Origin of the sequence: Exiguobacterium sp. KRL4, assembly GCF_001870785.1 — a bacterium.
GTDB lineage: Bacteria > Bacillota > Bacilli > Exiguobacteriales > Exiguobacteriaceae > Exiguobacterium_A.
This window is the reverse complement of the sequence record NZ_MOLV01000039.1, coordinates 1-26,740: the sequence shown is the minus strand read 5'-3', so window position 1 is coordinate 26,740 and position 26,740 is coordinate 1. Positions and strand designations below refer to the sequence as shown.

26 protein-coding genes and 1 pseudogene are annotated in these 26,740 nt (G+C 46.6%); 10 read left to right on the top strand and 17 right to left on the bottom strand.

The annotated features are described in order from the left end of the window. A pseudogene (locus tag BLD48_RS15650) lies at positions 1-330 on the bottom strand (transposase); the annotation flags it as partial. 191 nt (positions 331-521) lie between these two features. On the opposite strand from BLD48_RS15650, the gene BLD48_RS15645 reads away from it, so the two are divergent. Further along, a complete protein-coding gene (locus BLD48_RS15645) occupies positions 522-1,052 on the top strand; it encodes an NADPH-dependent FMN reductase (RefSeq protein ID WP_143082954.1) in 531 nt (176 codons plus the stop codon). 88 nt (positions 1,053-1,140) lie between these two features. Here BLD48_RS15645 and BLD48_RS15640 read toward each other — a convergent pair whose 3' ends face one another. Together BLD48_RS15640 and BLD48_RS15635 are read right to left on the bottom strand one after the other, a co-directional pair. Next, on the bottom strand, positions 1,141-1,902 hold the full coding sequence (locus BLD48_RS15640; protein WP_071500991.1) for a hypothetical protein: 762 nt from the start codon (positions 1,900-1,902) through the stop codon (positions 1,141-1,143). A gap of 23 nt (positions 1,903-1,925) precedes the next feature. Beyond that, on the bottom strand, positions 1,926-2,423 hold the full coding sequence (locus tag BLD48_RS15635) for a cysteine hydrolase family protein (protein ID WP_071500990.1): 498 nt from the start codon (positions 2,421-2,423) through the stop codon (positions 1,926-1,928). Between the two features lie 117 nt (positions 2,424-2,540). Here BLD48_RS15635 and BLD48_RS15630 point away from each other — a divergent pair, with 117 nt between their 5' ends. Next, positions 2,541-3,032 (top strand): GNAT family N-acetyltransferase, encoded by a 492-nt coding sequence (locus BLD48_RS15630; RefSeq protein ID WP_071500989.1) that lies wholly within the window; start codon positions 2,541-2,543, stop codon positions 3,030-3,032. A gap of 108 nt (positions 3,033-3,140) precedes the next feature. Here BLD48_RS15630 and BLD48_RS15625 read toward each other — a convergent pair whose 3' ends face one another. The 4 genes from BLD48_RS15625 to BLD48_RS15610 all read right to left on the bottom strand — a co-directional run bounded on the left by BLD48_RS15625 (position 3,141) and on the right by BLD48_RS15610 (position 7,745). After that, entirely contained in the window at positions 3,141-3,917 is a 777-nt protein-coding gene (locus BLD48_RS15625) for an RtcB family protein (protein WP_236630050.1), read from the bottom strand. 91 nt (positions 3,918-4,008) lie between these two features. Further along, on the bottom strand, positions 4,009-5,823 hold the full coding sequence (locus tag BLD48_RS15620) for a reverse transcriptase/maturase family protein (protein ID WP_071500988.1): 1,815 nt from the start codon (positions 5,821-5,823) through the stop codon (positions 4,009-4,011). Between the two features lie 572 nt (positions 5,824-6,395). Beyond that, the gene (locus BLD48_RS15615) at positions 6,396-6,860 is read right to left on the bottom strand and encodes an RtcB family protein (protein ID WP_236630049.1); all 465 of its coding nucleotides are present in this window, start codon (positions 6,858-6,860) and stop codon (positions 6,396-6,398) included. A 66-nt stretch (positions 6,861-6,926) separates the two neighbouring features. Further along, on the bottom strand, positions 6,927-7,745 hold the full coding sequence (locus BLD48_RS15610; protein ID WP_071500987.1) for a LysR family transcriptional regulator: 819 nt from the start codon (positions 7,743-7,745) through the stop codon (positions 6,927-6,929). 106 nt (positions 7,746-7,851) lie between these two features. Here BLD48_RS15610 and BLD48_RS15605 point away from each other — a divergent pair, with 106 nt between their 5' ends. Next, on the top strand, positions 7,852-9,090 hold the full coding sequence (locus tag BLD48_RS15605) for a purine/pyrimidine permease (RefSeq protein WP_071500986.1): 1,239 nt from the start codon (positions 7,852-7,854) through the stop codon (positions 9,088-9,090). 251 nt (positions 9,091-9,341) lie between these two features. Here the strand turns inward: BLD48_RS15605 and BLD48_RS15600 are convergent, their stop codons facing one another. From BLD48_RS15600 to BLD48_RS15590, 3 genes are all read right to left on the bottom strand, one after another. Beyond that, positions 9,342-10,427 carry an MBL fold metallo-hydrolase gene (locus tag BLD48_RS15600; RefSeq protein WP_071500985.1) on the bottom strand — a complete coding sequence of 362 codons (1,086 nt, stop codon included), beginning with the start codon at positions 10,425-10,427 and terminating at the stop codon, positions 9,342-9,344. 122 nt (positions 10,428-10,549) lie between these two features. Continuing rightward, the gene (locus BLD48_RS15595; protein WP_236630048.1) at positions 10,550-11,014 is read right to left on the bottom strand and encodes a general stress protein; all 465 of its coding nucleotides are present in this window, start codon (positions 11,012-11,014) and stop codon (positions 10,550-10,552) included. 125 nt (positions 11,015-11,139) lie between these two features. Continuing rightward, on the bottom strand, positions 11,140-12,726 hold the full coding sequence (locus BLD48_RS15590; protein ID WP_071500983.1) for a peptide chain release factor 3: 1,587 nt from the start codon (positions 12,724-12,726) through the stop codon (positions 11,140-11,142). Between the two features lie 413 nt (positions 12,727-13,139). Between BLD48_RS15590 and BLD48_RS15585 the strand changes: the two genes are divergently transcribed. Next, positions 13,140-14,387 (top strand): MDR family MFS transporter, encoded by a 1,248-nt coding sequence (locus BLD48_RS15585; protein WP_014970087.1) that lies wholly within the window; start codon positions 13,140-13,142, stop codon positions 14,385-14,387. A gap of 84 nt (positions 14,388-14,471) precedes the next feature. Here BLD48_RS15585 and BLD48_RS15580 read toward each other — a convergent pair whose 3' ends face one another. Next, positions 14,472-15,095: a histidine phosphatase family protein gene (locus BLD48_RS15580; RefSeq protein ID WP_071500982.1), complete on the bottom strand. Its 624-nt coding sequence runs from the start codon at positions 15,093-15,095 to the stop codon at positions 14,472-14,474. Positions 15,096-15,210: 115 nt separating this feature from the next. Then, entirely contained in the window at positions 15,211-16,011 is an 801-nt protein-coding gene (locus BLD48_RS15575) for a hypothetical protein (protein ID WP_071500981.1), read from the bottom strand. 141 nt (positions 16,012-16,152) lie between these two features. Here BLD48_RS15575 and BLD48_RS15570 point away from each other — a divergent pair, with 141 nt between their 5' ends. From BLD48_RS15570 to BLD48_RS15560, 3 genes are all read left to right on the top strand, one after another. Beyond that, on the top strand, positions 16,153-16,593 hold the full coding sequence (locus BLD48_RS15570) for an RrF2 family transcriptional regulator (RefSeq protein WP_071500980.1): 441 nt from the start codon (positions 16,153-16,155) through the stop codon (positions 16,591-16,593). A 91-nt stretch (positions 16,594-16,684) separates the two neighbouring features. Then, entirely contained in the window at positions 16,685-17,698 is a 1,014-nt protein-coding gene (locus BLD48_RS15565) for a hypothetical protein (RefSeq protein ID WP_071500979.1), read from the top strand. A gap of 22 nt (positions 17,699-17,720) precedes the next feature. After that, positions 17,721-19,022, top strand: a complete 1,302-nt coding sequence (locus tag BLD48_RS15560; RefSeq protein ID WP_083412354.1) for an LD-carboxypeptidase — start codon at positions 17,721-17,723, stop codon at positions 19,020-19,022. A 39-nt stretch (positions 19,023-19,061) separates the two neighbouring features. Here the strand turns inward: BLD48_RS15560 and BLD48_RS15555 are convergent, their stop codons facing one another. Next, entirely contained in the window at positions 19,062-19,385 is a 324-nt protein-coding gene (locus BLD48_RS15555; RefSeq protein WP_071500978.1) for a hypothetical protein, read from the bottom strand. A gap of 92 nt (positions 19,386-19,477) precedes the next feature. Between BLD48_RS15555 and BLD48_RS15550 the strand changes: the two genes are divergently transcribed. Continuing rightward, the gene (locus BLD48_RS15550) at positions 19,478-19,903 is read left to right on the top strand and encodes a DUF2621 family protein (protein ID WP_071500977.1); all 426 of its coding nucleotides are present in this window, start codon (positions 19,478-19,480) and stop codon (positions 19,901-19,903) included. 32 nt (positions 19,904-19,935) lie between these two features. Here the strand turns inward: BLD48_RS15550 and BLD48_RS15545 are convergent, their stop codons facing one another. Both BLD48_RS15545 and BLD48_RS15540 read right to left on the bottom strand, forming a co-directional pair. Further along, positions 19,936-20,418, bottom strand: coding sequence for a CcdC family protein (locus tag BLD48_RS15545; protein WP_071500976.1), 483 nt, complete (start codon positions 20,416-20,418; stop codon positions 19,936-19,938). Positions 20,419-20,433: 15 nt separating this feature from the next. Next, complete coding sequence (locus tag BLD48_RS15540) at positions 20,434-21,132, bottom strand: cytochrome c biogenesis CcdA family protein (RefSeq protein ID WP_071500975.1); 699 nt, start codon at positions 21,130-21,132, stop codon at positions 20,434-20,436. 213 nt (positions 21,133-21,345) lie between these two features. Between BLD48_RS15540 and BLD48_RS16125 the strand changes: the two genes are divergently transcribed. Further along, a complete protein-coding gene (locus tag BLD48_RS16125; protein WP_014970079.1) occupies positions 21,346-21,540 on the top strand; it encodes an aspartyl-phosphate phosphatase Spo0E family protein in 195 nt (64 codons plus the stop codon). A gap of 448 nt (positions 21,541-21,988) precedes the next feature. Continuing rightward, a complete protein-coding gene (locus BLD48_RS15535) occupies positions 21,989-22,879 on the top strand; it encodes an SH3 domain-containing protein (RefSeq protein WP_071500974.1) in 891 nt (296 codons plus the stop codon). Between the two features lie 52 nt (positions 22,880-22,931). On the opposite strand, the gene BLD48_RS15530 is transcribed toward BLD48_RS15535, so the two are convergent. Together BLD48_RS15530 and BLD48_RS15525 are read right to left on the bottom strand one after the other, a co-directional pair. Beyond that, entirely contained in the window at positions 22,932-24,698 is a 1,767-nt protein-coding gene (locus BLD48_RS15530; protein ID WP_071500973.1) for an ABC transporter ATP-binding protein, read from the bottom strand. Next, positions 24,688-26,445, bottom strand: a complete 1,758-nt coding sequence (locus tag BLD48_RS15525) for an ABC transporter transmembrane domain-containing protein (RefSeq protein WP_071500972.1) — start codon at positions 26,443-26,445, stop codon at positions 24,688-24,690. Before BLD48_RS15525 ends, BLD48_RS15530 begins: the two co-directional genes overlap by 11 nt. Positions 26,446-26,740: the final 295 nt, after the last annotated feature.

Genomic DNA, 26,740 nt, shown 5'->3' with positions numbered 1-26,740 from the left:
ACATTGCTGATACCGAGTATTTATGTCGATTATTCTTGATCACATTTACTTTCGTCCCATGATCAGCGCGGCTTGCTTTAAAATATCATTCTCCATCTCCAGTTGTTGGACATGCTTCCGAAGCACACGTAGCTCGCGCGCTTCATCCGACAAATTATCTTCTTCCTTAAAGGATCCGGTCGTCTTACTTTGGTTGATCCAGCGATTAAATGCCGAAGGCGTCAAGTCATATTCCCGAATGATATCGGCGCGTGATTTGCCATTCAAATGGAGTTGAACCATCTGTTGTTTGAATGAATCGCTAAAAATTCTTCGTTCCCGTTTATTCATGAAGGTGATTCTCCTCTGCTGTTCATAATTTTCCTAAGTCTAATTGACCTTAAGTTTTATATCCAACTAAGTGTAGACCATCCATCGAAATCAAGAGCGCCAGAGCGAATGGAGAATCTATCGCTTCCATCGCCCGTCGTCTGTCGATTAGTCGAAATACCGTCTACAACGATATACAACGGGAGGCACCCATCATATGGGGCAGGAAACCATCAACACGTGAAGGCCGTTTAAGTCCACAGGTCGGAAACTGGGTCAAAGAGCTGGCGGACAAACGCGGAGACGCCAACTATACGATCATTGACATCGCCGACTACAAATTGCCGCTACTCGGCGAAAAAGACGGCGATGCATCCGGTGCAGCCGCGTGGTCTGAAGCGATCGCCGCTCAAGATGGATTTGTTTTCATCACACAGGAATACAACCACTCGATTTCCGCTTCATTAAAAAATGCACTCGATTATCTCCGTGTCGAGTGGAACAACAAAGCAACAGGTATCGTCTCGTACGGTTCCGTCGGTGGTGCACGGGCAGCAGAACACTTACGCGGTATTTTGGGCGAATTGTTGATCGCAGACGTCCGGGTCCACCCTGCCCTATCCTTATTCACTGATTTTGAGAATGGAGCTGTGTTAAAAGCAGCACCCGTTCAAGCAGATTCCGTTAATCAAATGCTTGATCAAGTCATCCCTTGGGCTGGCGCCTTAAAAACGATTCGTTGATCATTTAATCGCGTCTAATGATACTGAAGAATGTTTGAATAGAGACAAAAAATGAGAGAGCTCCTTCATGGCGGAGTTCTCTCATTTTTCATTTATTATCTTCTGTCCACGTATCGACATACGAAACCACGTACTCTTTTTTCGTTCGACTGTACTTCGTTTCGAAGTAATAGAGGACATTCTCTTTCTGATTCAAAACGGAATACGAATACGTCTTGTACGCTTTTGGAAAAACAGGCTGTTGTTTACCGGCTTGCTTTCCGACTTTTGAATAGTCGATATACGCGACGGCCTCATGTTTCCCGATCCCTGTCCCGGTCATCACCGTATCTAATTGTTTTTTCGTCATGCCTTTTTTAATTTTTTGATTATTGTAGACACGTTTTGAATTCACAACGGATGAATCAAACCAGTGTTTTTCGACAAGCTTCAACTGCTTGCTGTGCTCTTTCGACTTAAATACGAGCAGCATGCGAACGGTTTGGAACGTCACTTCATTCGGGTCATCCGATTCATTCGGTACCTTTGGATTCGGGTACAGATAAAACTCATACTTCAAATATTTTAGCTTCTCATCCTTATCATACTTATTGGAATCGTATACCTCTCCACTACATAAAAGATTTACTTTCACCTCATCTTCCGAACGGTCACACAGATGTTTTTTGTAGTTTTTGCCGTACACGACTTCCGCAACACTGGTCATCGAGGCGTTCAATTTCAGCTTTTTAAAGATGTCATGCTGCGTTTCTTTTTTGGTTTTCGCCACGACTTCATTTAACGGATAACTCGTCAACATCAGACCTAATGAAACAGACAAAACAACCAGTGACTTGATGACGTTTTTCATGTTAACAACCTCCTTCAACAACGTTAATCAACCGAAAGTAAATCATTGAACTGAATGATGTTGCTGCCCTTTTTCGCGTAGTATTCAATCATCTCCGGAAGTTTCTTTTTATCGTAACTCGTTATGCCGTCCGTGATTACCGTCACGCCATAGTCCAGTTTTCGTAAGTTGAAGCAGGTCGATTTGACACAAGCCGTCGCGTCTCCACCGGTCAGATAAAATTCGGTGATGTCGTGTTGCTCAATGAATGTCACAAACGCTTCACTCGTTAAGGCATTTCCCTTATATTTTGTGAATACATGATCTGAAACGATGTTTAAATCAGGTGCTAACTCGGCACCGCGTGTCCCGGTTTTAAACGTTCTTGTTCCAGCTGATAAGTTTTCGTGCCGGATATAGACTACATGGATATCCTGTTCGACCGCCCAATCGATCGACTGATTGATTGTCCCGATCACTTCTTTATAGTTTTTTGTCATGTCATTTTGAATATCGATGACAACCAAGGCTTTCTTTTGCATCTGAACTCCTCCTGAGATTTTTAGTTTTTATGATACTTTCTAATGTTTCTGCTTCTGGTTCGTATCGAATAACGTAGTACACTTAAGGTAAGAAGCAAATTAAAGGAGGTATGTCCTGTGAAAGAAAAATACTATTTTGACGTCTTTCCTGAACTGACGAGCGAACGGCTCCTCTTAAGAGAAATCCGGTTAAGCGAAGCGAACCACATGATTGAGATTACGGTCTACGATGGTCACCAGGCACAGAACAGCCGGGATGTCATCCGGATTTTGAGTCAGATTGCCCTCGATTACTTGAATGGGGACGGAATCACATGGGGACTGTACTTAAAGTCGACCGGTGAATTTATCGGGAACTGCTGTTTTTGTAGAGGCTATCAAAATAACATCGCCGAAATTGGGTATGTATTAAAACCGGATTTTCGGGGTTACGGCTATATGACAGAAGCCGTCCAAACAGTTACCCAGTTCGGACTCCAGGACATGAAGGTCACACAGGTTTGCGCCTATACCGAGCTTGAAAATCACCCCTCGCAATCCGTGCTTCTAAAAGCCGGATTCGTAAAGAGTACGCATGACGAAGATACGTATAAGTTCATTTCTCCCTGACTCCCCTTGTGAAAGTAAACACCTTGCAACCTTCTGATTCATTTCCAATCAAAAGGTTGCGTTTTGGTATGGCTACTGTTTTAAAAAGTCAGCTCCGGCTTCCACCAATTACTTCGCCTTAAAGTTATAGAGCGGCTTGATGACTTTAAGTAACTCGACCGTATCCATCGTATTCCGGATGATTTCCTCCATTGGCTTGTAGACGAACGGTGACTCATCACGCGTCGATTCGACGACCGAACTCGACCAGACGTCCTGCATCGTCGCTTCGAACTCTTTCAGATCAACGGATTTAAAGGCTTTTGAACGGGACATGATCCGTCCTGCCCCGTGTGGTGCCGAATAGTTCCAGTCCGGATTGCCTTTTCCTTTGACGATCAGTGAACCGTCGCGCATGTTCATCGGAATGATGGCGACTTCACCGGCTTGCGCCGAAATCGCACCTTTCCGGAGAATCATCTGCTCGAGATCGATGTAGTTATGGATCGTATCGAACTGTTCCGTGACCGACCAGCCCATCGCTTCAACAATGACGTCCGTCATCGCTTGACGGTTCAGTGCCGCGTAGCGTTGGGCGATTTTTAAGTCATGCAGGTAGTTGTCCATCTCGGAACCGGATACGTACGCTAAATCTTTATTCGTTTCATTAAATTGACTCTTCAACTCGACCAAAGTCGATTGGATGTCTTGTTCACGTCCCTGTTCTTTCAGCGATGCGACGATCGACTCCGTATCGACGGTGAATTGTGACGCTTCCGCCAACTTTTGATAATGTTCGGCAATCGTTTTTCCGAGGTTCCGGCTGCCGGAATGAATGACGAGATAGAGGTTGTCCTCTTCGTCCGTGTTCAGCTCGTAAGGTCGACTTCCAGCGCCGTTTACCATGTTCCCACAGTCTGGTTTCCGGAAGTCTCCTCCCAAACCGTACGTACACATCTCTGCGTATACGGCTTTCCATTTACAAATGTCTATCGCTTTACTTTCTAGCTCCATGTGCGATCTTTCTATGACAGTCTCGACAAAGAACTAAAGTCTTTCGTTGTCTGGCTATCATTTTGATCTCCCATTCTTCTTTACCTTTTAAGTCTTTCATTCGTTTTACATGATGGATTTCGAATTTTACATTCTCTTTGCCACACCATTCGCATACTTTTGCACTTATTCGTCTTTCAAGTTCTGTTCGTCCCTTGAATATGGCTACATTAGCTTTCTTGTCGGGATCATCCTTTGAAACAACTCGGTTGCGAACAAAACCTTTGTTATGAAAATAACAAAAAGCTTCCCCATTTTTAGTTTGATATTTAATACCCCATCCGTCGTTTAATCTATACTTATTAAACATTTTGTGTACGGATGATCTATGTTTACCCGCTAGAGTTTTAATACAGCTATATTCCATGACGTAGTGGAGTTGCCACATTTTGATTGATACGTTTTCCGCCATTCGATAATAGTTGTACAGCCCTCTGATTTCTGCGTTATAGATGTTCACAATTTCCAAATCGCTAAATTGGATTAGGTTATTGCGAGCAACCGGCATCCATTTCTCAGCATTAATATCTTTAACCATATTATGATCAGTGATGATTTTTTTGATCATGTCTTTGGGTACCATCAGACGAATGTTTCTGCGTGCATTACGGATTTTAACTCCGTTTTTGTTTTTGTATGCGGTGTTATTGTTTCCTACGCTTATATCATATCCTAAGAATCTAGCGCTCTTGCTGCTATGAGTAATCAACGTCTTATCTTGTGATAGTTCGAGTTCGAGTTTATTTTCAAGAAATTCGGTGAGTGATTTTTTGACTAACTCACAGTCTTTCTTGCTTCCATTTATTCCGATTAGGAAATCATCAGCGTAACGGATATACTTAATTCTTTTGAACCCTGTCGAATCTGAAATTACTTTCATATTAGAGTGTTTACGCTTCATACTCTTATATTCATTTATCAAATTCAGTCGTTCTTCATCATTGTCGCATAGGTCGATTTTCCGCTTCCATCTACTAAGCTGGTACTCAAGTGCTCTGTATTCGGGATTTCGTTTTTGATCTTTCTTCCTATCTCCCTTATCGAACTCAGGTTTTAATTGTTTCATTATGAAGGTATCTAATTCATGGAGATATATATTAGCTAGTATCGGGCTAATTATCCCTCCTTGAGGTGTTCCGGTATACGTCTTGTTAAATTTAAAATCTTCGACGTATCCTGCCTTCAAGAATTTCCACATAAGACGAATGAATTTCTCGTCTTTTATTGTCTTTCTTAATAACCCAATCAAAATTTGGTGATTGATGTTATCAAAAAATCCTTTGATATCTCCTTCAATGAACCAGTTGACTCCTGTGTACGTTCGGTCGATTTCAGAAAGTGCGGTATGACAACTTCTCTTAGGACGAAATCCATGAGATGTGTCATTAAATCTTCCTTCGTAAATCGCTTCAATGATCATTCGACAGATTTCTTGAACTACTCTATCAACAAACGTTGGAATACCTAACGGTCTTTTATCCCCGTTTTTCTTGGGTATATATACGCGTAGTGCAGGTTGAGGTTGATAACTTTCGTTTTTCATCTTCTCAATGGTATCTTGGATCATTTTCTCGCTAAAATTACTAGCGGTTTCACCATCAATTCCTGCGGTAGAGCTTCCATCATTTTTGTAAATATTACCGAATGATTTAACATAAAAATCTGGGTTGTATAGGTTCCTATACAATCGATCAAACACATATTCTTTCTTACTAGATTGTTTTGATAGATTGATTAATACCGTTTCTGAATTTTGCAAGAGCCTTGCGCTCCTTTCGAAATTGGTTTTAATCTTGTAAACTGTTCCCCTTCGCCATGTAATAGGCTTTCCCTATCTCGGACTACTACGGGAACTCCGTTGCCATATGGGATATTCAAGACCTTTGTCTATAGCTTGTCTAGCATTCCCACTTAGGCAATCCCCGGTTAGTACAGTAAACATAGGTGGAATATTGTCGGATAATTCTTTAGCGTTTTTCTCATATCTATAAGTGCGTGGAATTAATATTTTGAAAACTATCACATATCAATTCATCGATTTGATAGTGACACCTATACGATATTTACTGATTATCGTATAGTAAATTCCATGTTAGGTTTCAGTTGGCTTTCCTAACAGCGAACCATGGCGCCGCTCACGCTCGAATTTCAAACAGAACAGTCTTTATCCTCATATATTCCTTTATATCTTGACACTCAGTCGCAATCTTACCAACTGATTGACTCGTGCCTTTCCAACCATGCTACACTCCCTGTTCACTTTCGATTCCAGATAAGGTTGGGGATATTATCCCGGTTTTCTCAGGATATCGCTACCTATTTACGAAATGTTTACTGCCCGTCCGGGCGCACGATAAAGTGATTTCCGCCGCCTAACGTGCCAATCGACAAACGAGCCCGCGTCTCGTTAAATGGTGCCCGGACTTGCTCAAATGGAACCTGTTCCGACAACCGGTGCGGTTGATTGCGGACCGACATACCGCTCGGAACCAATTCCTGAATCGCAACATCCAGTTTTTCGTAGTCAATCCCGTCTGTTCCGTCACGTGTAATCTGTGTACACAACATCCCGCACCCGATGTCGACTCCGACGAGATTCGGGACAACCTTATCGTGAATCCGCATCGTCGTGCCGATGACCGAACCTTTACCGGCATGACAATCCGGCATGATTCGGACATTCCCGCCTACAGCAATGTTTTCGTTCAGCATCCCTGTCACCTGTTCAATCGTCATGTCATCCACGTTGTGTGTAAAAATCTTCGCTTCGCCGTATTTCCCGCGAATTGTCTTCATATTGTTCTCCCCCTTTACATCCCACTTTCTTTTTCAAGTATCCTACAAAATCCCTTTTTTAACAATTTATTCTCGTTGATGGACAATCGTCACGAATTGTTGTGTCAGCGCCGATTGACCGTCTTCCGTCAACCAGACAAGAGCCGTCGTACTCGTCGCGTCCGGTAACCGTTCCCGTACCAGTCCCGTCATATCGAGCTCGCGAAGTGTACTTTCCGGTAACAGTGTCACCGCTTGTCCACTGCGGACAAGTCCAATCAAGGTCAAGACGTCGGAACATGTTTCCTGCGAGACGACCCCGAACTGCTGACTGAGCGTCTGAAAGACACCAAGTCCTTCCTGACTCGGAATGATGACGTCGGCATCCGGAAAATCAGGATGATGGATTTGATAAAACGGTTCCTCTTCCATCCACTCGATCGTAACGCCTTGTGCCTCAATCGGCAGCCGGACGAGCGCTACGTCGATCGCATGATCCTTCAAACGATCAATCAAGGCAGCAGACTCGCCTTGATGAATTTGCAGGGTGATCCGGGGATGGCGTCGTTTCATCTCTTGAACCCATCCTGTCAGTCGACCGGCAGATAACGTATTGACACCGATCCGTAAGATTCCGGTCCGTCCTTCCTTAATGTCACTGACTTCAATCCGGGTTTCCGCTTCATACCGCAATAACGAGACGGCCCGTTCATACAACCGCTCGCCGCTCGCCGTGATCCGGATGCCGCGTCCCGCCCGTTCAATCAGCCTTACGCCAAGCAACTCTTCCATCTTCCGAATTTGTTGGGTCAAAGCGGGTTGTGCCATTCGTAACCGATCTGCCGCCCGCGTGACCGACTGTTCCTCGACGACCGCGCAAAAATACCGATATTGGCGTAAATCCATATTCATCATCTCTTTCATATGTTTTCAGTCATAAATATGTATGAATCATAACATCAATCATATGATACGATGCTGAAATCAGCGATTTTTAAAGGAGGCGATTTTTGTGAAACGTACGACGTCCACGGTCCAGTGGATCATTTTCTTATTAGCCAATACGATTGCCTTGCCAATCGTCGTTGCAAGTCTGTTTGACCTCTCGAGTGCCGAAACGGCCGCTCTTGTTCAACGATCCTTCTTTGTCGGAGGGATTGCCTGTTTCCTTCATGGAGTATTGGGTCACCGGTTACCGATCGTATCCGGTCCTGCCGGTTCATGGGTCAGTATCTTTGTCGTCATCGCCGCGTTGCCGGTCGATTCAAAGACTGCCTTCACGATTGCGATGGCTGCTGTCGTCATTGCCGGCGTTGTCTTGATTTTCCTCGGATTGACGGGATGGACCCGCTTTTTATTACCGGTCTTTACCCCGCTCGTCAGCGGAACGTTTTTACTTTTATTATGTATTCAACTGACCGGCGTCATGCTTGGGGCCGTTCTCGCCGTCGAAGCAACACGCCTTGCCGGGATCTTGACATTCCTGCTTGTTCTCGGACTCAGCCAATTTGGTCCGACCCGCCTCCGACCGTTCGCCTTGATGATCGGCATTGTCGTCGGCTGGTTAGTCAGCCGTCCGTCGTTACCGGAAGCGTCCGGTGTCTTTGCCGTTCCAACCGCTTTACCATTCGGGATGCCGCAATTTGACGGCAGTGCTTTTCTGGTTGCGATTCCGTTTGCGATTCTTTTGATCGTCAACTTGATTGCCGCGTTAAGCGCCGTCGAAGCGACGATTCAGAAAAAAGGGGCCTTGAATCAGGGGCTGACGGTCGAAGGGATCATTCACTTGATCGCGGCGACGTTCTCGACGCTCGTTCCGGTCCCGTTGCCGATCACAAGTGGTTTCATCGCCCAGACGGGAAGTAAGGAACGTCGCCCGTTTTTGATTGCTTCACTTGTCATCACCTTGGTTGGGTTTTTCCCGAGTATCATCGGGATCATCGCAACGTTACCGCGTAGTGTCGCCAGTGCGGCTTTACTCGCAACGTTACCGCACATGTTCCTGATTGCCTGGCAGTCTGCTGAAAGTAGCATGACGACCAGTCGCCGGAAGCATGCCTTTGCGATTTGTGCCGTCATCGGGATCAGTATTTTGTTACAATCAACGGTCCTGGCAGAAATCCTGCCACTGACGTTACGTCCGTTCTTCAGTAACGGCTTATTGATCGGGACGATGCTTGTGCTCGGGTTTGAAGTCATCGAACGGTTCCGTTCACGACGTGAAGCTAAATCAGAACGACTTGCCAGTTAATCTGTATGTCAAAGTAAAATCCCCACTTTCTCGCAAAACGCGACAGAGTGGGGATTTTGTGTTTGAAATCATATGAAAGCAGTCCATTAAACTCGGCTTCTTCCCGTGACTCCTACAGGAAAAAGCGCGTGCTTTTCGCGCTGTCAGAGACAAACGAGACCCGGCTCCTCGTCCGAAAGGAACAGAAGCCACGGCTCGTGTCTCGCCTGAGGAAAGAACGGGAAAGAAGACAAGTTTCACTTAAACTAACTTCACCGTACCTCACGCCACCATCTGCGTGTCTCACTTGCAGCGGTGACACTCTCGCCGATCATCGGCGTCACGACCGACACCTCGTGTTTCGCAGCTTCCTTCAACAACCGTTCGACCGGCTCGTACCACGGATGAAACGCCAGCGTAAACGCCGACCAGTGGACAGGAATCAGCACGTCCCCTTTGACATCGAGATGCGCAGCGAGTGTCTGTTCCGGCAACATATGTGAACTCGACCACCGGGTATCGTATTGGCCGCATTCCATGATGGTTAAATCGAACGGACCATACTGTTCCCCGATTGCCTTGAAGTGTGGACCGTAGCCACTGTCTCCGCTGAAGAAGACTTTCTTCGATCCCTCAATCACCCAAGACGCCCAAAGCGTCGAAAATTGATCGAACCCGTTACGACCCGAGTAGTGCCGGGCCGGTGTCGCCGTCAAACGGAGACCGTTCGTCTCAACCGACTCGTGCCAATCCAGTTCCGTAATCCGGTCCGGATCTACCCCCCAGCCTTTTAGGCGGCTTGCGACACCAAGTGGGACGATGAATCGGCCGACCCGGTCTTTTAACGCCAAGATCGAATGATAATCCAAGTGATCGTAATGGTCATGCGAGTAGATGACAAGGTCGATCGGCGGCAAGGCATCGAGATCGACCGGTGCCGTCGTTTGGAACCGTCCGCCTCCGAGTTTCGGGAACGGCGACGGCGCACGACCGAGCATCGGATCAAAGAAAATCGTCTGTTGATCAAGCTCGAGCAGAAACGCCGAATGTCCGAACCAGGTCACCCGCGGCTCTGTTCCGTCCGTCCGTCGTTCAAACGGTACGACCGGCAACGGTTTGACCGGCTTTAGCGACGGTAATTCCCGGCCATAATCTTTTAAAATACTTTTCATCGTCTCCCATTCCATTTTCAGTTGGAACGGCAGTTCGTTTCGAAACTTCCCGTTTGAAAACTGGCGGGAACGCGTATAACTCTGTTGTTCGGTTTTGGATGGTCGGCGACCAAATAACGGATAGCGGGTCATGAAGACCGCTCCAAGGAAACCGAGACCGGCTAATGTGGCTACTGTTTTTTTCATTTCGCTTCACCTCTTTGATACATTTAGTATAGCACCGGTTATTTTCAAAGCGGTAGCGAACAAACTTCACTTCCTAAAAAAAAGACGCAAAACTGAATCGCTCAGTTTTGCGTCCTGTTCTATTAGTCTATATCGTCCGCTTTCCATTTCGAACGATCGCTTTTATCATGACCGGATTCATGCTCCGACTCGTAATCGTTGACACCGAGGTTTTCGACTTTTCCATCATGGCGATGCCCTTCATCATGTAAATGATCACGTGAATGATCGTGATCGTGCGTATGATCATGGTCGTCATGCCGGTCTTTTGCGAACAGTGCAATCCCGCCCCGCTCGACTTCTTGATAATGTTGTTCTGCCTCTTGATCGGAATGACCGACGCGTTTCAATGTTTCCCGTAACGGCGGTTCATGACTGAACTTTGATTTGACCTGATCGATCCATGACGCACCGGACGTCTCATCCGCCGCTTCGTCCCGTCCAACCACTGAAAAATCAGAGTCCTTGTGACCTTGCTCTTTTAACGCTTGCATTTTCTGATGTAAGCTCGACTCATCATGAAAAATCCCGATAAATTTCTTAGCCATCGTCAACACCATTCCTCTCACCAAGATATGATTTTACAGACTTCAACTTTTACCCTTGTTTTGCCCTCGCAAAACGAAAAAAGACGTATCTTCCGCTGAAACCGGAAAGACACGTCTCGTCTCGATTAGTCTTTGAGTAATTGCGGCGAATCGACCAGCGTGATGACACCGTCGTTTTTCTGAACGAATCGTTCATACACAAAGTCATTGGCAAATAACAGAACCGGATTTTCCCAACGGTCGTAGACAAGGACGGTCCGTGAGTCCGTCAATTTCTTGACTTCACTGATTTCCGTCACCTTGACCCACTTCGCAACTTGGAAGTTCGCGGCATCTTTTAGGATGTCAACGCCATATTCGCCTTTCAAACGGTGCTCGAAGACTTCAAATTGAAGTTGTCCGATCGCACCGAGGATGATCTCGTTGTATTCCGTCTTATAGACCTGAATCGCACCCTCTTGAGCGAGCTGTTCGACACCTTTTTGGAACTGTTTGGATTTCAGTGCGTTTTTCGTAAAGACTTTCAGGAACAATTCCGGTGCGAACGTCGGTAACGCTTCGTACTGGAGTGTCGGATCACCATTCGTGATCGTATCTCCGATTTGATAGTTACCGGAATCGTACAGACCGATGACGTCTCCCGCAAATGCTTCGTTGACCGTTTCCCGCTCGTCCGCCATGAATTGCGTTGATTGGGACAACTTCATTTTTTTGCCGGTCCGTGTCAGGACGACTTCCATGCCGCGGTCGAATTTCCCGGTACAGATCCGTACGAAGGCAATCCGGTCGCGGTGATTCGGGTTCATGTTCGCTTGAATCTTAAAGACAAAGCCGCTGAAGAATTCTTGTGAAGGCTCGATTTGTCCTTTGTTCGACTCACGTGGTGTCGGAGACGGGGACAAGTTGAGATAATGCTCAAGCAACGGCGTGATTCCGAAATCGACCAAGGCAGAACCGAAGAAGACCGGTGTCAATTCACCTTTGGCGATCAGTTCTTCGTCGTAGGCATTTCCCGCCCCATCGAGAAGATCGACTTCGTCGACCAACGTATCGTACATCTCGTTGTTAATCGTTGATGCCAACTGATCGTTTGCGAGTCCTTCTTCGCCAAGATCAATCGTCAGACGGTCGTTCTTGAAGCAGTGGAACGTCTCGTTGACGCGGTCATAGACGCCTTCGAACTGTTGACCTGATCCGGCCGGCCATGTGACGGCAACAGATGGAATCCCGAGGACTTCTTCGAGTTCTTCCATCAATTCGAGTGGGTCACGTGCTTGGCGGTCCATCTTGTTGATGAACGTAAAGATCGGAATCCCCCGCATCCGGCAGACTTGGAACAGTTTTTTCGTTTGCGACTCGATCCCTTTTGCCGCATCGATGACCATGATCGCCGAGTCGACCGCTGTCAGGATCCGGTATGTATCTTCTCCGAAATCCGAGTGACCCGGTGTATCCATGATCGAGACGATTTTTTTATCGTATTCAAATTGCATGACGGATGATGTAACGGAGATTCCCCGTTGTTTTTCGATCTCCATCCAGTCGGATTTTGCGAATTTCGAGTTTTTTCGTGCTTTGACCGATCCCGCTTCACGAATCGCGCCACCGTGGAGCAAGAATTTTTCAGTTAATGTCGTTTTCCCGGCATCCGGGTGGGAAATAATTCCGAAGATCCGGCGTTTCTCGACTTCGGTTTGGAGTAATTTTGTCATGTAGGGTAATTCCTTTCACCTATATATTAAAAATCTTCTTAAAAAGTGGTTAACTCGCTCATTTTCGCAACTAGTCTATCATACCGAATTTTCGCAGTCTCGTCCATTTCACTTTGTTGACTCAATTTTCAGATATTTGCTTGACAAAACATTCCATTGTTCTATAAGATGACGAGGGAGTTCACTATTACAAGAAGGAGGAGACGTACAATGGCACAATCATTTAATCAGCAACCATCGATTCACGTATTGGATACAACTGTACGTCACCCAATCGTTTAATTTTTAATTAAGCAGGGTGTACGTATGCGTATACGTACATGCTGCCCTCTTATATCAGGACGGGTATGCCCATATTTGTGCGTATCCGTCTTTTTCATGGTCTAAAAACGGAAGTATAAGGGGTTTTGTTTATGTTTACTGCATTAAAACAGCTTGATCGTAACATTTGGATCCGGTTCGTCGGGGAAACGATTACCGGAGTCATGATGTTCATGATTGCACCATTTCTTGTCCTGTATTATTCGGAACAGCTGGATTCGTACTTTTTAGTCGGAATCATCATGGCGACCGGTCCGATCACCTCGTTGTTCGGTTCATTTGTCGGTGGGTATCTCGCCGACTTGTATGGACGTAAACCACTCATGGTCATCTCGATCGTCGGCGATGTCATCGCCTTGATCGGATTTTCATTCGCCGATTCGTTTTGGCCGTTATTGCTAATGAATGCCTTGCTTGGTCTGACGAACTCGTTGTTCCACCCGGCAGCCAGCGCGATGGTCGCTGACGTCACGCCACCCGAGCGACTCAACGAATCGTTTGGTCTCCTCCGGATGGGACACAATGTCGGTGCCGCATTTGGCCCATTGATCGGGAGTGCCGTCCTGTTCGTCGACCGGTCGTTGATCTTTTACGCAGCAGCGGCTGTCTTTTTCCTCTACGCTCTCGTCTTGCTGTTCTTTATCGCGGAGACGAAACCTGATCAGCTGGAACAGACGCGGGATGAGCCGCAACTATCCGCCTTCACCGTCTTACGAAAAGATCATGTCTTTTTGATCTTCATCGCTGCCGGTGTCTTCATCTCGATGGGCTTTTCGCTCGTCGAAAGTATGTTACCTGTCTTTTTGAAGGAAGCCTTACCGGGTCTGCCAAACGACAAAAATCCGTTCCCGTACTTGATGGGATTAAACGGGATCATGGTCGTCTTGTTCCAGTTCCCGGTCGCAGCACGATTGTCCGGAAAAGCGTTCGGCAAAGTCATGTTGCTTGGAGCGTGCGTGTTCGGAGTCGGAATGATTTTACTCGCCTTCGTCCCGTCCTATCTGTTTTCACTCGGAACGGACTACATCGTCCTTGTGACGATCTTACTTGTCATCTACGCCCTGTATACGCTGGGTGAGATGATCATGTCCCCGGTCCAAATGACGTTCATCGCCCTGATCGCACCGGAACACTTACGTGGCACGTACAACGGTGCTGCAAGTATCCAGTGGCTGATTGGTGGTGTGACAGCGCCGTTGCTCGGATCACTGTTCCTTGATTCAGGGAACGGGCAATATGCGTTAGCCGGTGTCGGCATCGCCTGTTGTCTGTCCGGACTCGTGTATCTCGCACTCGACCGGTCGATCCAGCGGGCCAAACGGTTGTCTCAATCTGCTTGACGACAAGATATTCACATCAAATTACCCCCCCGGATTAGACACTTGTCGAAAGTGTCAGGTCCGGGGGGGTTCGTATGTAGACAATTAAGATAAAGCATCCTGTTTTACGTGTGTCATATCACCCTCAAGCAGAATCAAGTCCCCCTGATCCGTCGACTCAACAATCGTCAGACTTGTTCCATGAATGAAGGAAGAAGTCCACAGCTGTTCCATCCCGGTTCCTTTGAAATGAGACAATAGCATTTTGATTGCGATGCCGTGTGTCACGATTAAAATCGTTTCCCCTTGATAATTCACTTGTATCTCTTTTAGAAATTCAAGCAGGCGATTTTTTAAAACGTCGAAACCTTCTCCCGTTTTTGAAGTGTACAGGTGAGGTGTCTCCCAAAACGCCGTATAGGCTTCCAGATCATTCTGTTTTAAAAAATCATGTGTTTTCCCTTCCCATTCGCCCATATGGATTTCTTTTAATCGGGCATCAATTCGAATCGGCGTTGTCCGTCCTTCACAAATCAATTGGGCAGTTTGGAACGCACGTTCACTCGGACTCGAGTAGACGGCTCGAAACGCAACAGATTGCAGACGGTGACCTAATTTTTCTGCATACTGCTGCCCTTTTGCAGTCAACGGAGAGTCTTTCCATCCCTGCATTCTGTTTTGGATATTCCATTCAGTCTCACCGTGGCGTGTCAAATAAATGATCATCATCAACTAACTCCCTCTCTCTTTTTGGTAAACACTCTTTATTTTACCATTTAAAAAGGATTACATAGGGAAATTGACTTCAGCGTTTCCTTGAAGCCGTGTCACGAATTGATTCCCGTCAAGAAGGCAACACACCATCTGCGACAAATGGTCCGAAAATCACCGGCAACGGATCTAACGTGCGTTGCACTTCGGTAATGAATCGACCGGAGCCACTGACGAAAACGATCGGGTCGTCGATGGAGATGAGTTCTAAAAACGTTTCTACTTCCATGTCCCATCCTTCAGACTGGATACTGTGAAAAACCAATCCCTGTTTCGTCAGTAAGTTGAGTGTCGCCACTAAATCCCTCGAGGATGGTTTTGTTGGCCGGACGTGTAAGATCGTCGTTTTCCGTCCGCTCATCAAGGCATATTTTGCTTCGTCGATAATTGCACCGAGATGGTGGCTTTCCGCGACTAACAAGACATTCAGTTGTGTCCAGTCCCCCTGTTGCTTGTATTTGCAAAAATGGCGGCACGTCTCGACCAGATGATGATGGACGATCCGCCAGGCTTCGAGCACGGGAGCCGTCGGTGCCAACTTGAGTTCGATCCGGACCGCTTCGATGATCTCCCGACTGACGATTTCCGGGTATGTTAAGATAAACGACTTCGTTTGATTGATTTCGTTTAATAAAACCATCTTAAACAATTCACTGGATTCATGTTGGTTCGTTATATGTTTCAACAGTTGACCTAACCGTAAAATCCGTAGTTCCATACTTTGGGACGGGAGTTCTAGATGCCCGATTTCTTGTAATTCTGCGCTGTATTTCGTTTCCAACTGCCTATAAAAACGACTGGCAATCCGTAAGCCTTTTTGGTCCACTTCCGGTCCGACGGATTGTAATAGATGTAACGCCTGATCGAAATGCATGACATGACCTACCTCTCCTCATTTATTATGCCCGACCGATTCGCTTAATTCAATCTTTAAAATGCATCTTTAGATAAGCGTATTTAAACTTGTACTTCATTTCAAACTTCTCTAACATGTGTAATTAAGTAGGTGATGAAAATGCGCATGACACGTTATACGGATTACGCAATCAGATCCCTGTTATTTGCCGGGGCACACTCTGATCGACTGGTCCGAATCCAGGAAGTAGCGGATTGTTACGACATTTCAAAAAATCATCTGATGAAAGTCGTCTATCGTTTAGGACAAAGTGGATTGATTCATTCTGTCCGTGGTCGAGGCGGCGGATTCCGTTTAGCAAGTCCGCCGGATGAAATTTACATTGGTGACGTGGTGCAGTTGTTCGAACCGACAACTCATTTTCTGGATCCACTCGAAGGAACGTCTGAACTTCCTTCGTTAGACCCTGCACGCGAAGCCTTTGATGACGCGATCGCTGCGTTTCATCAAGTCTTGAACAGTTACACGATACGCGATCTCCTTCATCCAACGCACGCAACACATCGACAAATCCTTGAAATGATTCCGAACCGCGACTAATCGTGGGCGGAATCATTTTTTTGTTCGCCGACATCACTGACACCATCTGAATCAGTGCGTGGTATACTTGTATAAGAAAGGAGGGGTACAGATGAACCCTCATGAAGAGTTAAACAGTTTATACCTTCGTCTTAAAGAAGCCGATCCGTCACTTGAACGCGGCGAATCGCTCTGGACGATTTTTGAAGATACGACGGACGCCACACTCCGTCCCCTTGCCTTGTGGACGTTCTCTCAAAACCAATTCGACCTGGGTCACTTCCGCTCCTTTTTGGTTTCTTTTTCGTTATTGATGGACTGGATCCGAAAAGAGGAATTGACGTTAACACCTAAACAGGAACTTGACCTGTACTGGAATTATAAATCTTATTTAATCTACGCGGCAGAACAGGAAGATATGCCGGTTGCTTTACTCGAAGAAGATTTTGAGCGGTTCGTTGATTTTTGTGACACACATGGTTTTTTCCGGACACGGGATTATATCGGTTTCATGATCTACAGCAAACTCGGTGACGAAGAACAGGCCGACCACTATCTTGCGGAATGGGTCAATGCCCCGCCCGACGAATTAAGTGACTGTCCGTCTTGTGAAGGATTCAGCCGGATGACGTATGCCATCGAGCGAGGTTTCGAGGATCGTGCCTTACTGCTTTATGCAGCGATTCGTCACGAACGTGGTTGTTCACGGATGCCTGATCAAGCCCACCCTTATATCTTACCTTTGTTCATCAGTCGAAAGAAAGACCGATTCGACTGGACGGAACAGTTGATTCAAGAAGTCAAGCGCGTCAAACCTCTGTTCACGGGTGGTGATGAACCGTATCACCTCTATGCCGAGATGTATTACGACGCGAACTATGTCTGGTCGATGGAAGAGAAAAAACAATTGATTCCGTTATTGACGGACCGCGGCTACCTTCAATTCCTGCTCGCGCATTATGCCGCATCGTACCGTGCCGCCCGCCATGCCGAAGTCGCTTATCTGGGTGTGCTCCGTTCGAATATTTATGAAGTCGCCCAAGAGCTCGACCGCCGGATTGACGGACACTTTTATTTGAATTTCGTCGAACGTGAACTCAAACGGGTGACTGAATTCATCGTTTAATTTCTTGAGAGGACGTGTAGCGATGTTAGATCATGTACAATTAGCCGCTCCGAAAGACTCAGAAGAACAAGCTCGGGCTTTTTATGCCGGGCTTTTACATATGAAGGAAGTGGAAAAGCCCCTTGGCGTACAAGCAAGTGGTGGTGTCTGGTTCCAGTCACACGCGGCAGCTCTTCATCTCGGAATCGAAGAACCCTTTCATCCGGCCAAAAAGGCACACCCTGGTCTCACCTTCTCTCGCCTGGATGACGTGGCGAACCGGTTGCAAACTGCCGGATATCCCGTTCAGTTCGATGACCGGTTAGCACCACGCCGTCGATTTTTCACGGAGGACCCGTTTGGTAACCGAATTGAATGTATCGAACAACAAATCCCGACCATCGTCCCAAAACGCCTTGCAGACGGTTCACATGTCCGGTTGTTGGCACCAGCATCGAGTTTAGCGACCGTCGAATCGAACATCATCGACGGGGCGATCGAGGTGCTTCAATCACTTGGTCTTTGCGTCTCGATCAGCCAACACGCTCGGGCAATCAATCCGTTTGGTTCCAGTGATCCCGCCTGTCGGTTAGACGATTTGCATACGGCGTTTGCGGACCCTACCATTGATGCCATCTTGTGTGTCCGCGGTGGATTCAGTTCGAATGAATTGCTTGACGGACTGGATTACGAGTTGATTCGCCGTAATCCGAAAATACTCTGTGGGTTTTCCGATATCACGGCTCTCAGTCAAGCGATTTTCACGAAAAGTGGTCTTATCACCTATTCCGGACCGATGTTACGTGCCCTCGCTTCTCGCGATGCCTATACGTTACAGTCGTTCCGGAACATGTTATTCGAAGACAAGACGATGACCATTCAACCGAGTCGCAATTGGCACGATCGCGTTGACGGTAAAGACGTCACCCTTCCGAACCCGGGACACGTCTTCCTTTCACCTGGTGCTGCTGCCGGTCGTCTGCTGGGCGGGAATCTCTGTACGCTCAACTTATTGCAGGGTACTGCTTATTTCCCGGACTTACGTGATAGCATCTTGTTCCTTGAAGATGATTACGAAGTGCATCCAGCGACGTTCGCCCGTGACTTTGCGTCCTTGATGGCGCAACCAGGTGCCGACTCGATCCGTGGCATCGTCTTCGGTCGTTTTCAACTGACGACCCGGATGACAGACGAACACCTCCAGTATTTAGTTCAGTTGTACCCATCTCTGTCGTCGATTCCGGTCATCGCAGGCGCTGACTTTGGTCATACGATGCCTCTCTTCACGTTCCCAATCGGCGGCACCGCGCAGATCGAGGACGGAAAACTTTCCATCGGGCACTAAAAAAAGAAGGAGTCGCGGCGATCCGCGTCTCCTTCTTTGTCAGTAATCGAGCAATCTCGAAGCATCAATTTGACGCTTCGATCCATCGGCAAACATCTCAAGTGTCGCGAGGATCTGATGGTCCATTAAGTCATAACGTAACAACGTAAAATCTTCCAGCGTCGAAATCGTCTTAAACGTCTTTCCGACCGTGAACGCCCGTTTTCGACTGGCATGCTGAGCTGGTATCGTCACGAAAATGACGGTAATGTCCATTCCGCTCGTATCATAATAAAACTCGACGACGCGACCATCCGCCGTCTCCGGCAACAGACCTTTTTGAGGTCGTCCGGACTCATCCAATTGTACATAAGGTTGTAACATCGTTCCGCCTCACTTTCTCCGTCATTTATCATAGCATGACAAAAAAAATTATGCTAATCTATAGTTGATGTTGAAAGGGGGATGAGTCACGGATGGCATGGTTCATGAACGGAATTTTGCTCTGGGGCTTCATCATGATCACACTGATGGCGATTGGCGGTTTCTTCATGTTCCGGAAGTTCTTAAAAAAACTTCCGAAAGAGGACGGGAAATCGATGATGGACTGGGAAGATGAATACATCGACCAGACCCGCCATTTATGGACGGATGAAACACTTGATTTATTAAATGCACTGGTCATGCCCGTTCCGACTGCATTTCGGGATGTGGCACGTCGAAAAATCGCCGGACGGATCGGACAGCTCGCGCTTGAAGAGCGTGCGTCGAAGATGACGTCTGAGCTCGTCGTCAAAGGGTATATCTCGGCGACACCAAAACGCGATCATAAATTCTTGAAAAAAGCGTTAAACGAACACGCCATCGATTGGCGCGATTACGAACTTTATTTCCAAAACTAAACGGAAGGACTCTCACTTGAGAATCCTTCCGTTTAGTTTTGCGGTAAATGTTCAACCGGAACAATCCCCGACTTGACTTGTTTGTATTTCAGATACATCGCAATCCGCCACGGGACGATCATTCCGAAAGCAACGAGATAAAAAATCCCTCCCGTTTCAAAAATATCGATTTGACCACCGATGATGAACTTCGCGACCGTTCGGACAATTAAGATTCCGAACAAGACGATGAAAAACGCTTTTGAACGTTGCAGGTAAATCTGCCCTTCAGCTTCATAAAAGTTTGACGTTTTAATCAAAAAAATACTAAAGATGGCTCCAATCAATAATGCTTCCGCTACTTCTGTCCATGTCAGACGAGATGCCGGGTATAAAAACTGCAGCATCCCCGTCGACATCGCAAAAGGCGGGATCAAGATTTTTTTAGTGTTCGTCGGTTTAGCTGATGCTTTGACACGAATGAAACTGATCAGCAATCCCATGACGAGCGCTACCCCTGTTGATACCCAAATCATCCCATCACTTCCTTGTTAAAATCCGGTGAATCCAACGAGATCACTCATCCATGCTGCGAAGGTACTTAAGCCGTCAAAATAAAGGACGATTCCGAACGCCATCATCAAAGCCCCACCAAATTTCGTCATCTTCAAGCTGTACTGGACGAACAGTCTCGAACGACCAACGAAAAAGGCCATCAATAAAAACGGAATTGAAAAACCTAAGACGTAAAACAACATATAGAGCATCCCTTGACTTGGATTCGTCGCCGCGAGTCCAATCACACCTGCCAAAATCGGACCCGTACATGGTGTCCACCCGGCAGCAAACCCAATTCCAACGAGGACTGTACCGATGTAACCGCCCTTGCGTTCACCTAAATTGAGCTTTTTTTCACGCATCAAAAATGTCGGTTGCCATAATCCAAGCAACACTACACCAAATACGAAGATGACGAGTGCACCAATCATCCGTAGTGTATCCCGGTACGTAATGAAGACATCTGCTAAAAGCGAAGTCGACAGACCGAGCACTGCAAACACCATCGCAAACCCAACTAAAAATGCTAAGGTATGCAACAATGAACGTTTTTCTCTAACCCCTTTTTCCTTTAAGTCCGTTACAGAGACACCGGTAATGTACGATAAGAAGACCGGATATAACGGAAGCGTACAAGGTGAAACAAATGATAATAACCCTGCACCGAACGCTAACCAAAGCGAGAGCTCCATTTCAGCAGCTCCTTTCTAATAAGAAGAAGTTCCTTCTCTATTTTGCCAAACTAATCAACATTTAGCACCTATTATCTTCCGAAAGATTAAAAAGATTCGTGAAAACGGAAATTACAAAAAAATTACATTTATACAAAACGACTGAAATGGCGTTGCGCTTGTGAAAAGCACTTGCTAGAATATGGATATGACACCAATGTAAGGGAGGATGCTATGACAAGCCAACATCTATTGACTTTAGCGATTGAAGCAAAGCGAAGTGAACTGTATCATCAAGCCGATCGGTCTAGTTTCACCTCCCCGCATGTTTTAAAGCTGAGTCACGAACTGGATTTGTTACTGCTCGAATATTCTCGGTTCGTCCAAAAGTATACGTACCCACGTTCAAACGACTCGGTTTTAGGATAATCCGAATCCACGAAACGTTTCATCGGGAGGACTTCTTCCTTTGACTGCATTATGACTTCTTCCTTTGACTGCATTATATAGAGACAACTGTTGACGATATTCCTTCGTCAGCGGTTTTTTCGTGTTCCTTCTATATAATGGTTTGAAAATCATACAATTCAATAACCTATCTTCTATCGACACTTTTAATTTCATGATTTACTATTTTTTGAGCCTTTGGTCAGAGAAATAGTTAGAATTTTTCCACTATAGTATGCCGAAAGACCTATTTTCCCACCATTTTTCCATGTATTATGACCTAGATGTGACAAAACATGCTTTTTTGAAATCTGTTTGTCATACTAGCTTGGTTTGTAACTTGAATGACTCCGACCTGTAAACGCACAACCCCGAATTGCCGTGTAAAGTAGGAACAGTAAACACAGCATATGTCAGGAGGACATCAATAATGAAAAAAGCAGTTTTCGCTGCAGGTCTTGCAGCAACGGCTCTATCAGTAGGATTCGCCCAAGAGACAGAGGCTGCCTCAGAGACGGTAACGGTAAATACAGCGGTATTAAATGTACGCACAGCACCTACAACGGCATCAGCGGATGTAGGTAACGTATATAAAGGTCAAAAATTAAATGTCGAAGGACGTTCTGGTGCTTGGATTCAAACAAACATCAACGGCCAAAAACGTTATGTTCACGGCACTTACACTTCAGCCGGTTCTTCGTTCGACTTTAAAAAAGCTACAGTCACTACGGCAGTACTAAACGTTCGTTCGCAACCAACTACTAACTCTAAAGATGTAGGCAACCTGTATAAAGGTCAGTCCGTTAACGTAGAAAGCAAAGTCGGTGCTTGGATCAAAACAACAATCGACGGGAAAACACGTTACGTACACAGTGCTTATACAACATTAGCAGGTTCAACAGCTAAAGCTGCACCAGCAGTAAAAGCAGCTCCTGTTGCAAAACCAGCTCCAAAGGCGGCAGCTCAACCTGCTACAGCAACAAAACAAACAACAGCAGCTAAATCGGGTACGAAAGTAACGATGAACGTTACAGCGTACACAAATGATCCATCAAACAATGGTAGCCAGCTTTATAACGGCCGTGCCTTAACTGCCAGCGGTTATGATGTAACAAATACGATCACGTACAATGGTATGCGTATCGTTGCAGCATCAGCTCAATACCCAATTGGTACACGCATGCACATCTCAGGTATCGGTGAAGCAATCGTACTTGACCGTGGTGGCGCAATCCAAGGTAACAAATTGGACCTTCTCGTTGGTTCACAACAAGAAGCACTTAACTGGGGACGCCAAAACGTCACAGTCACTGTCTACTAATTTTAAACACAAACAACCTGCCGGGCGAGATCGCCTGGCAGGCTTTTTTTTGTCATGAAACAGATGACACGTGTCCGGATTGTAACTCGTACATCTTTTTGTATAATCCGTCTTTTTCGATCAATGTCTGATGATTTCCTTGTTCGACGACTTCTCCTTGATGGAGGACTAAAATCAAATCGGCATCTTGGATCGTCGACAACCGGTGGGCAATCGCAATCGTCGTGCGCCCTTCCCGCATTCGTTTTAAAGCCACCTGGACTTTTTCTTCGGTTTCCGTATCAATTGAACTCGTTGCTTCATCGAGGATCAAGACTTTTGGATCCCGTGCCATCGTTCGTGCGAAGGAAACCAATTGTCGCTCCCCGGCAGAAAATGTTGCTCCGCGCTCCGCAACCGGACTGTCGTACTGCTTATCAAGCTGATTGATGAACCCATCCGCCTGGACGAATCGCGCGGCCTCCTCCACTTTCTTGAACGGAATCGAGGGATCAAACAAGCGAATGTTATCGGCGACACTCCCCGTAAAGAGGAAGGAATCTTGTAAGACAAGTCCGATATGACGCCGCAGTTCATCTTCCGGTAGTTGTTCGAGGGGATGCCCGTCAATCAAGATCCGACCGGACTGATACGAATAAAACCGCATTAAGATATTGATGATTGAACTTTTCCCGCTTCCTGTTTGACCGACTAGAGCAACGGTCTGCCCTTTTTTCGCTTCAAATGAAATGCCCTTTAAGACTTCTTTTTCCCCGTCATAACTAAAGCGGACATTTTCAAAGACGATATGTCCGTCCGATACTTCCGCATCACCCGCTACCGATTTAGATGGCTCCGGCTCATCGGTATCGAGGACTTTGAAGACCCGATCTGCTGAGACGACGGCTTGCTGGAACTCGGATAACCGTTGCATGATTTGTTGGACAGGCTGGAAAATCCGCTCCATATAACTGATAAAGGCATAGACGACCCCGACCTGAACCGTTTGGGAAAACGATAAAACACCAAAATAGGTGACTAACGTTGCGATGGTCAACGCGAGCAATAATTCGATGATGGGACGAAGTAACCAACTATCCAGCTTCAAATTTTTATAACGCCCGTTTTGATGGGCCACGTTTGTTTCTTCGAATTCTGCCATCAATCGTTTTTCCTGACGAAATTGTTGAATGATCGCCATTCCGTTGATCGACTCATTCAATTGACCGTTGATTTTTGACAACAAATCCCGGACTTCCGCATAATACCTTGTTGAATAACGGCGGTAAATCCAGATGATGAAGTAAAACAGTGGCAACAACACTAAGGCAATCGTCGCCAAGCGTGGTTCTAACAGGTAGAGGAATACATATGTCCCGACCAACTGGACCCCGCTTTGAACAAAGGTCGACAAGACGCCGATGTACAGTTCTTTGATCGCTTCCGTATCATTGGTGATCCGCGAGACGAGGACGCCGGCTGGTGTGCGGTCGAAGTATCCGAGCCGCAAATGCATCACATGACGAAACACATCAATCCGTAAGCGTTGAACGACTTTTAAGGCAATCTTTTGGAACTCGAACGCTTGTAAATAATCGACGACGATTCCCGTCGTATGCAGTAACAAATAGATCCCAAACAAGAGGGCAACTTCTTGAACAGGATAGTTGCCGACCGTGACATAGTCATCGATGAAGATTTTGACGAGATACGGTCCTCCAAGCTTTGCACCTGTCGTAATCAGGAGAAGCAAAAAAGCGACCAACACTTGTTTTTTAAACGGTTTGACGAATCCAAGCAGCCGTTTCAGGACCGCCTTTTCGTTGATATCATGATTCAAATGTTCCACCTCCTTGTTCGACGAGTGACTCGAGCTGCTGGCGGTCATAGGTTTCTTTATACCAGCCATCCCGGCGGAGCAACTCGTCATGTGTCCCCCGCTCGATGATTCGGCCGGCATCGAGGACGATGATCTCATCCGTGTGGGAGACAGCAGACAGTCGGTGGGCGACGATGATTTGTGACTGCTCGTTATCAGCTGTCCGGAAGTGATCGATGATCGCTTCTTCCGTTTTCGCATCGACGGCCGATAACGCATCATCGAGTACGAGAATCGGACAGTCGGCGAGTAAGGCACGGGCAATCGAAATCCGTTGTTTTTGACCTCCGGATAACGTCACGCCCCGTTCGCCAACCATCGTTGCATACCCTTCCGTGAAGCCAAGGATATCTTCATGTACCGCCGCAATCCGAGCCGCTTCCATGATCTGTTCCATCGACGCATCCGGTTTTGCAAACGCAATATTATCAGCAATCGAGGCCGAGAACAGAAAATGATCCTGCGGGACGATCGCGACTTGTTTCCGGACCGTTTCACGCATCAATTGTTTGATGTCTTGACCGCCAATCGAAACCGAGCCGTATTTGACATCGTATTCCCGGGACAACAACCGGACGAACGTCGATTTCCCGGCACCGGTTCGCCCAACGATTCCGAGTGTCCGTCCCGGTCTCAGCGTCACATCGATCTCCTGCAGGACAGGTTGCGTATCATAAAGAAAACGGTCAATCGAGACGTGTAAGTCGGTTGACGTGACTGTCGTCGCCGCTTCCTTCGCATCCTTGATCTCCGGTTCGATCGCAAGCATCCGTTCAATCCGGTCGTACGATGCCCGTCCCCGTTCGACGATGTTAAATAACCATCCGAACGCCAGCATCGGCCATGTCAACAATCCTAAATATGTAGTGAAGGAAACGATATCCCCGATCCGGATTTCACCTTGTTGCAGTAAGTAGGCACCGTATCCGACAGCGATGATATAGGATAATCCGACTAATCCAAAAATCGTCGGATCAAACAAGGCATCAATCTTCGCGACCCGGCGATTTTTTTGAACGACATCGTCCGATAATGCCGTAAACGTCCCGACATCGGATTCGACCTCTCCCGTCGCTTTCAAAACACGAACCCCGCTGACACTTTCCGCGACCTTATCGTTCAAATCAGAAAAGGCTTCTTGGGCATCATGGAACCGCGAGTGTAACATCTTCCCGTAACGTGAAGTCAGATAGACCATCAGTGGCATTGGTAATAACGAGACGACCGTCAGTTTCCAGCTGATCGTCGTCACCATCGTGATGATGACGAAACTCCCCATCGTCACCGAATCGACGAGTGTCAAAATACCGGCTCCCGCCGTCATCGAGACCGCCTGCACGTCATTTGTCGCATGAGCCATCAAATCACCACTGCGGTACTTTTTATAAAACGACTGGTCTAAATCTGAAAAATGCCCATAGAGTTGACTGCGCAATAACCGTCCGAGCCGGATCGAGGCACCAAAGATAAAAAACCGCCAAAAATAACGAATCACATAGGTCGATACCCCAATCAACACCAATGTTCCGACCAGCTTCATCAAGTCATCCTTCGTCAAACTACCTTCGCTCAGACCGTTAACCGTCGAACCGATCACTTTTGGTGGAATCAGTTCCAGTCCGGCTACAAAAATCAAAGCAATGATGCCTAAGCTGTACGCTTTCCATTCGAGTCGGAAAAACCAACTCAGTTTCCTGAAGACTCCCATACAAGTCCCCCCTTTTTTAAATCGATTGAGTATTTCTAATAGTCTCACATTTTAGATTAGCCATCTTCCTAAAAAATAGCAAACAAAAGGAGACCAAACTGGTCTCCTTTCAGACCGTAGACAAACCCTCATTTCAACATTGAAATGAGGGTTTGTCTTATGTAGTCGTATAAAATGGTCTGAACAACAAGGATTCCCACCGGAATCCCATGACCAGTTCGCCAATTTTTTGAGGTTCAGGGCACTAAAAGTAAGCATCGCTTGTAGCGTTGTTTTTTTAGACCACAGACAAGTT

Excerpts from the sequence above, each read along its gene's own strand:
- BLD48_RS15640 (WP_071500991.1), bottom strand. The coding sequence starts at position 1,902 with ATGAAAAACGTCATCAAGTCACTGGTTGTTTTGTCTGTTTCATTAGGT.
- BLD48_RS15635 (WP_071500990.1), bottom strand. The coding sequence starts at position 2,423 with ATGCAAAAGAAAGCCTTGGTTGTCATCGATATTCAAAATGACATGACA.
- BLD48_RS15625 (WP_236630050.1), bottom strand. The coding sequence starts at position 3,917 with ATGGTAAACGGCGCTGGAAGTCGACCTTACGAGCTGAACACGGACGAA.
- BLD48_RS15615 (WP_236630049.1), bottom strand. The coding sequence starts at position 6,860 with ATGAAGACAATTCGCGGGAAATACGGCGAAGCGAAGATTTTTACACAC.
- BLD48_RS15610 (WP_071500987.1), bottom strand. The coding sequence starts at position 7,745 with ATGGATTTACGCCAATATCGGTATTTTTGCGCGGTCGTCGAGGAACAG.
- BLD48_RS15600 (WP_071500985.1), bottom strand. The coding sequence starts at position 10,427 with ATGAAAAAAACAGTAGCCACATTAGCCGGTCTCGGTTTCCTTGGAGCG.
- BLD48_RS15595 (WP_236630048.1), bottom strand. The coding sequence starts at position 11,014 with ATGGCTAAGAAATTTATCGGGATTTTTCATGATGAGTCGAGCTTACAT.
- BLD48_RS15590 (WP_071500983.1), bottom strand. The coding sequence starts at position 12,726 with ATGACAAAATTACTCCAAACCGAAGTCGAGAAACGCCGGATCTTCGGA.
- BLD48_RS15585 (WP_014970087.1), top strand. The coding sequence starts at position 13,140 with ATGTTTACTGCATTAAAACAGCTTGATCGTAACATTTGGATCCGGTTC.
- BLD48_RS15580 (WP_071500982.1), bottom strand. The coding sequence starts at position 15,095 with ATGATGATCATTTATTTGACACGCCACGGTGAGACTGAATGGAATATC.
- BLD48_RS15575 (WP_071500981.1), bottom strand. The coding sequence starts at position 16,011 with ATGCATTTCGATCAGGCGTTACATCTATTACAATCCGTCGGACCGGAA.
- BLD48_RS15570 (WP_071500980.1), top strand. The coding sequence starts at position 16,153 with ATGCGCATGACACGTTATACGGATTACGCAATCAGATCCCTGTTATTT.
- BLD48_RS15565 (WP_071500979.1), top strand. The coding sequence starts at position 16,685 with ATGAACCCTCATGAAGAGTTAAACAGTTTATACCTTCGTCTTAAAGAA.
- BLD48_RS15560 (WP_083412354.1), top strand. The coding sequence starts at position 17,721 with ATGTTAGATCATGTACAATTAGCCGCTCCGAAAGACTCAGAAGAACAA.
- BLD48_RS15555 (WP_071500978.1), bottom strand. The coding sequence starts at position 19,385 with ATGTTACAACCTTATGTACAATTGGATGAGTCCGGACGACCTCAAAAA.
- BLD48_RS15550 (WP_071500977.1), top strand. The coding sequence starts at position 19,478 with ATGGCATGGTTCATGAACGGAATTTTGCTCTGGGGCTTCATCATGATC.
- BLD48_RS15545 (WP_071500976.1), bottom strand. The coding sequence starts at position 20,418 with ATGATTTGGGTATCAACAGGGGTAGCGCTCGTCATGGGATTGCTGATC.
- BLD48_RS15540 (WP_071500975.1), bottom strand. The coding sequence starts at position 21,132 with ATGGAGCTCTCGCTTTGGTTAGCGTTCGGTGCAGGGTTATTATCATTT.
- BLD48_RS16125 (WP_014970079.1), top strand. The coding sequence starts at position 21,346 with ATGACAAGCCAACATCTATTGACTTTAGCGATTGAAGCAAAGCGAAGT.
- BLD48_RS15535 (WP_071500974.1), top strand. The coding sequence starts at position 21,989 with ATGAAAAAAGCAGTTTTCGCTGCAGGTCTTGCAGCAACGGCTCTATCA.
- BLD48_RS15525 (WP_071500972.1), bottom strand. The coding sequence starts at position 26,445 with ATGGGAGTCTTCAGGAAACTGAGTTGGTTTTTCCGACTCGAATGGAAA.